The sequence below is a fragment of the Ensifer sp. EB106-03-01-XG145 genome, assembly GCF_058792075.1.
Genome location: NZ_JBYTEC010000057.1, coordinates 1 through 5,555, shown reverse-complemented (window position 1 = coordinate 5,555; position 5,555 = coordinate 1). Strand labels below are relative to the sequence as shown.

The following is a 5,555-nucleotide window of genomic DNA, read 5'->3' as shown; positions in this document are numbered from 1 at the left end:
CCGTTCCCTGCAAATCACGCAGGCCGGATTGAATCACGAAAACCGGCTGAAGGGGAGGTTTTTAGAGGCATCCAGGTTGATTATCGGGATCGTTGCGGGCCCGCGCTCGGACCAGGAGCCAATGGCAATCCGGATTTTTTACAGTGCGCTTTAAAAAAATTAATGTAAACAACCAATTACAATGTTAATTCAAAACTACGTTGCAAATAATGATCGTGAGTGATCTTGGGTAGAAAACGACAAATATCGATTTATCATTGCGCATATATTTATAAAATCCAAAATATGTTTTCGCTAAAACAGATTTTTTATCAATAAACATAGTAAAGTCGTATTCAAGGCATACAGATTTATGATGGTTCTGAGGCCAGCGTGGCTTTTTGCTTCAGCAGAGGCAGCAGGCCTGCAAAACTCACCAATCTCGATTCCGCATATTCAGGTGCGGTGCCGTCGTTATGAGCTTCGTCCGATGAGGCTGTAGCGACGGGAGCTGTTCGCGCTGCTATTGGCGCCAAACGGCCGATCCTGGCTGAATCTCGCCCACGTATGCCACAGAAAAGGAGGGCAGCATGTTTGCCCGGACGAAACATCGAACAGTCCATTTCGACCAACCATTCTGGATGCCAGACCTCGGTGAGATAGTGGCTCCTGGCGACTACCAAGTCGATGAGGACGAGGAGTTGATCGAAGGCATCTCGTGGCTCGCTTATCGCCGTGTGGCGACCTTTATCACGCTACCAGCGACGGCAGCGAACGAATACCGAATGCGTCTGATAGCAATCGATCCTGAGGAACTTGAACGCCTGATAGCCGTCGATCGCCACGAAGCCGCAATCTCGCCGTCACCCTAACCGTAATGGCAACATCAACGCCTAACCATCGATTCCCGATCGGTCTGTCAGTGCGCCTTAAAGATCGCGCAAATATTTCACCCCGTGCGGCGGAAACGATCACATCATCGCCAAACTCGCCTTCAGGGACAACTCGCCTCGGTATCGCATCCGCAATGATGAACTCGGCCAGAGCGAGTGAGCGACGAAGATAATCTGCAGCCGATTGAATGGGGCATGACGCCCGATAAATGAGCAGCGTCGCCAGTCGGGGCACAGGCGACCGCCGCAAGGAGGGCTGCAGATGAAAAGCAAACACGAAGAACACGCGCTCGTCATCAGCACATGGGAATCCGAAGGGGGCGCGCCGAACAGATCCGGACAGCTCGATCAGTATGGTCGCCGTTTCGACGGAGACGGAACCTATTCGATCTATCACGTCTTCACGGGAGAGACTGCAGAAATTGGCCCTTGGAAGATGGAGGGGCTCAGCCCTAAAAATGCAGTGCGGGCGCTGCGTATTCTCAATACCCCCAAGCTCGCCGGCGATCGCCTCCACCTGTGAACAAACACCCGTAGCGCTTTTTTTGAAGGGAGGCGCCGCGGTACGGCGCCTCCTTAACATACCGTTGGCTGAAGCCCAATTATGTCGGAGATCGCTAGTCCATGCTGCAGAGCCCGCTACGGAGCCGTTACGGCCGTTTGCACTCCCAAGCATTGCCGGAAGAATCGAGATGCGCATTCTCAGGAATGCTTGATCTCTAAACCCGGCGACCGCAACGGCTGATTTTGGCGTCTGATGCGAGTTTAGGTTGGAGGGCGTATGCCTGCAATCGCTACTGGGCCTTGGTTCCTTGCTTCAGGCGAATGCTGACGGGTCTACCCTCCGCCTGCTGGACCTCGAACTTGTTTGTCTTTCGGATGAGGTCGCTGAGCTTTCGAAACCCGAAGGTACGCGGATCAAAGTCTGGTGCCAAGTTGAGCAGTTGCTTGCCAACGGTGCCGAGGTTTACCCACCCTTCCTCGGTTTCTTCTTGGGCAAGAACTTTTTTTATCAACGGCACGGCGGCGCTCACCGGTTGCAAGGACTTTGCCGCTGATGTGGCGTCCTGCTCGCCTTTCCCTGCGCCTGCGAGCAGGTTCTCAGTGTAGATGAATCGGCGGCAGGCCTGCCGGAAGCTCTCCGGAGTCTTTTGTTCGCCAAAGCCAAAAACGTCGATGCCCTGCTCGCGAATACGGGCGGCCAAACGCGTGAAATCGCTATCGGACGAAACGAGGCAGAAGCCATCAAAACGGCCACTATGCAGCAAATCCATGGCGTCGATCACCAGCGTGATATCTGAAGCGTTCTTGCCGGTCGTGTAGGCGAACTGCTGCTGCGGAATGATCGCGTGTTTCGCGAGCACATCCGCCCATGCCTTGGAACGCGTGCCCGAGAAATCGCCGTAAATGCGGCGGACGCTGGCCTCTCCGATCTTTGCCACCTCTTCGAACAACCCGTCGGCGATCTTTGCCGAGGTGTTGTCGGCGTCGATAAGGACCGCAAGGCGTGGTGATCGAGGCTCAGACGGCATGCTTTGCTCCTCTCGTCCAATCGTCAAAGCTTAGCAGCCGCTTCGCCATCGCACTATCCGGCTTTCCAGCCAGCACTCTTGTTCGCCCGCATCAGTGCCATCAGCATCGGGCCGAGCGAGAATTCCCCTCGCCGAGCCGCTGCGCGTGACGTGCCGCCCGTCACCCAGCCGCCCCAGCTGAATCCGATGATCATTGTGGCGACCGCCGTGGCGACGCAGGCCCATACGAGAAACGTCTTGGATGGCTGTTAGCTCTCGAAACGCTGGGCGATCGAGACGGTTTCTGTTTGGGCTCCGCCGCCCAGCCGTGCTGACCGAACGATCCAGGCACTCAGTATCCCATCCCACCCATGCCGCCGTTACCGGCCGGCCGGGCGGATTCTCTTGAGGGAATGTCGGCGATCATCGCTTCGGCAGTGATCAGAAGTGCCGCGATTGAGCCGGCGTCCTGCAAAGCGGTCCGCACGACCTTCGCCGGGTCGACGATGCGCGCTTCGATCATATCGACATAGGTCTCCGTCTGCGCGTCAAAGCCCTGGTTGTGATCCCTGCTGTCGGTGAGTTTTCCCACGACGATCGAGCCTTCGACACCGGCGTTCTCGGCGATCTGCCGGATCGGGGTTTCAAGCGCCCTGAGCACGATCGAAATGCCCGCTGTGACGTCCGCATTCGCTCCCGTCAGTCCGACCAGGACCGACCTGGCGCGCAACAGGGCAACTCCACCGCCAGGAACAATGCCTTCCTCAGCCGCGGCGCGCGTGGCGTTTAGCGCATCGTCGATGCGGTCCTTCTTTTCCTTGACCTCCATTTCGGTCGCACCGCCGACGCGGATTACCGCGACGCCGCCGGCGAGTTTCGCCAGGCGTTCCTGCAGTTTTTCCTTGTCATAGTCGGAGGTCGTCTCCTCGATCTGTGCCTTGATCTGTTGGATGCGCGCCTGGATGGTCGCTTTATCGCCGGAACCGTCGATGATCGTGGTGGTGTCCTTCTCGATCAGCACGCGCTTGGCGCGGCCGAGCATGTCGAGCATAACGTTCTCGAGTTTGATGCCGAGATCCTCGGAGATCATCTGGCCGGCCGTGAGGACGGCAATGTCTTCCAGTACGGCCCTGCGGCGGTCGCCGAAGCCCGGCGCCCTGACGGCAGCGACCTTCAGGCCACCGCGCAGCTTGTTTACGACCAGCGTCGCCAGAACCTCGCCCTCGACATCCTCGGAGAGGATCAGCAACGGTTTGCCGCTCTGCACGATCGCCTCGAGTATCGGCAGCATCGCTTGCAAATTGCCAAGCTTCTTTTCGTGGATGAGGATGTAGGGGTCCTCCAACTCCACGCGCATCTTCTCGGCATTGGTGACGAAATAGGGCGAGAGATAGCCGCGGTCGAATTGCATGCCCTCGACAACGTCGAGTTCGGTCTCGGCAGTCTTGGCTTCTTCGACGGTGATGGCGCCTTCATTGCCAACCTTGTCCATCGCCTTGGCGATCATCTCGCCGACTGTCGCGTCGCCATTGGCGGCGATGGTGCCGACTTGCGCAATCTCGCCCGAGGACTTGACCTTCTTGGCGCGCGCCTGGATTTCCTTGACGACAGCAGCGACGCCAAGGTCGATGCCACGCTTGAGATCCATGGGGTTCATGCCGGCGGCGACGAGCTTGACGCCTTCGCGCAGGATGGAGGCAGCGAGCACAGTCGCCGTCGTGGTGCCGTCGCCGGCGAGATCGTTGGTCTTAGAGGCCACCTCGCGCACCATCTGCGCGCCCATGTTCTCGAACTTGTCGGCCAGCTCGATTTCCTTGGCAACGGCGACTCCGTCCTTGGTGATGCGCGGCGCGCCATAGGCCTTGTCGATGACAACATTGCGGCCCTTGGGACCCAGCGTCACCTTGACGGCGTTGTTGAGCAACTCGACACCGCGCAGCATGCGATCGCGCGCATCAGTGGAGAATTTGATTTCCTTGGCAGACATTATATTCGTCCAGTTCGGTCGTGAGATTGTGAGGTCGGAAATCGACCGTCAGGCAGCTTTATTGGCCGCGACGGTCTTTTCGGCGATGCCCATGATGTCGGCCTCGTTCATGATCAAATCCTCGCCGTCGATCTTGACATCGGTGCCGGTCCATTTGCCAAACAGGATCGTATCACCGGCCTTAACGTCGAGCGGAATCAGCTTGCCGCCTTCATTACGCGTGCCTAGATCAACGGCGATCACTTCGCCTTTCTGCGGCTTTTCCTGGGCAATGTCGGTGATGACGATCCCGCCCTTGGATTTGAGATCGCCTTCCGCGCGCCGGATGACGACGCGGTCATGGAGTGGACGGAATTTCATAGAGATTCTTTCTGCGGTCGGCGCATAGGGCGACTGCAATCCTTACATAGCACGATTGGCACTCGATTGATAGGAGTGACAAGAAATATTATTTTATATAAGGAATAATGTTGCAAAATATAAGTCGATAATTCTCACGAAGAGATCGTGTGTAATTCTAATAATTATACAGATATTACGTGAAACCACAGACGAATTTATTCTGTATAACTAAACACTATTAATATGACTTCATTAATATGACTTCGTGAGAAAATTTTGACTAATCCCTTGATTTAACCCAAGCTGCGTGGATGATGACACCTATCAACCCGCAAGTGCCGAAGTTAAGAGTCTGGTGCGGAACATCCCAACCCGCGCGCGGTCGAGAGTGCGGTCTTGCCGTTTTCAAGTTTTGCTAAATCGCTGCTTGATCGTTGGACCGCCCGGGGACGAAAATGGCCCCTTCATCTACGACGGGGCCGCAGAGCGCGCGTGCTATGCCAACCGTATATTACCAGAGGGGCCTCCATTCTGAAAACTGTCGATGGAGCCCAACCATTGATCCGCAGGGGGAGCGGGATCGATGGCATCACAAACAACTGTCGTCGGTGCGCAAAGTTCCCGCGTTGCGGTTATGGTCCGCTAATAGTTCGCGCTGTGGGACGTCTGTTGCAGCCACATAGCGTTGTCGAACAGCGCAACCTCGTCGCTCAAACCCTTGCGGTACTGATCCGCGATATCCCGCGGGGCCTACGACGGAAAGCCGCTTTACACCTATGCCGAAGACACGAAGGCTGGCGACGTCAAGGGTGACGGCGTCAACGGCGTCTGGCACCGCGCCAA

General features: G+C 56.6%; 5 protein-coding genes and 3 pseudogenes. 4 read left to right on the top strand and 4 right to left on the bottom strand.

From position 1 onward, the window contains the following. The first annotated feature begins 569 nt into the window (after positions 1–569). The 3 genes and pseudogenes from AC3WWH_RS34655 to AC3WWH_RS34645 all read left to right on the top strand — a co-directional run bounded on the left by AC3WWH_RS34655 (position 570) and on the right by AC3WWH_RS34645 (position 1,395). Positions 570–851 (top strand): hypothetical protein, encoded by a 282-nt coding sequence (locus AC3WWH_RS34655; protein WP_053251097.1) that lies wholly within the window; start codon positions 570–572, stop codon positions 849–851. Positions 852–856: 5 nt separating this feature from the next. Then, positions 857–1,085: pseudogene (locus tag AC3WWH_RS34650) on the top strand (hypothetical protein). Positions 1,086–1,134: 49 nt separating this feature from the next. After that, complete coding sequence (locus tag AC3WWH_RS34645; RefSeq protein WP_058321002.1) at positions 1,135–1,395, top strand: hypothetical protein; 261 nt, start codon at positions 1,135–1,137, stop codon at positions 1,393–1,395. A gap of 271 nt (positions 1,396–1,666) precedes the next feature. On the opposite strand, the gene AC3WWH_RS34640 is transcribed toward AC3WWH_RS34645, so the two are convergent. From AC3WWH_RS34640 to AC3WWH_RS34625, 4 genes and pseudogenes are all read right to left on the bottom strand, one after another. After that, positions 1,667–2,404, bottom strand: coding sequence for an NYN domain-containing protein (locus AC3WWH_RS34640; RefSeq protein ID WP_058321001.1), 738 nt, complete (start codon positions 2,402–2,404; stop codon positions 1,667–1,669). A 92-nt stretch (positions 2,405–2,496) separates the two neighbouring features. Then, positions 2,497–2,709 (bottom strand): annotated as a pseudogene (locus AC3WWH_RS34635) (hypothetical protein); the annotation flags it as partial. Between the two features lie 26 nt (positions 2,710–2,735). Continuing rightward, positions 2,736–4,370 carry a chaperonin GroEL gene (gene groL / locus AC3WWH_RS34630; protein WP_058321000.1) on the bottom strand — a complete coding sequence of 545 codons (1,635 nt, stop codon included), beginning with the start codon at positions 4,368–4,370 and terminating at the stop codon, positions 2,736–2,738. 48 nt (positions 4,371–4,418) lie between these two features. Continuing rightward, the gene (locus AC3WWH_RS34625; protein ID WP_058320999.1) at positions 4,419–4,730 is read right to left on the bottom strand and encodes a co-chaperone GroES; all 312 of its coding nucleotides are present in this window, start codon (positions 4,728–4,730) and stop codon (positions 4,419–4,421) included. Positions 4,731–5,448: 718 nt separating this feature from the next. Between AC3WWH_RS34625 and AC3WWH_RS34620 the strand changes: the two are divergent. After that, positions 5,449–5,555: pseudogene (locus tag AC3WWH_RS34620) on the top strand (hypothetical protein); the annotation flags it as partial.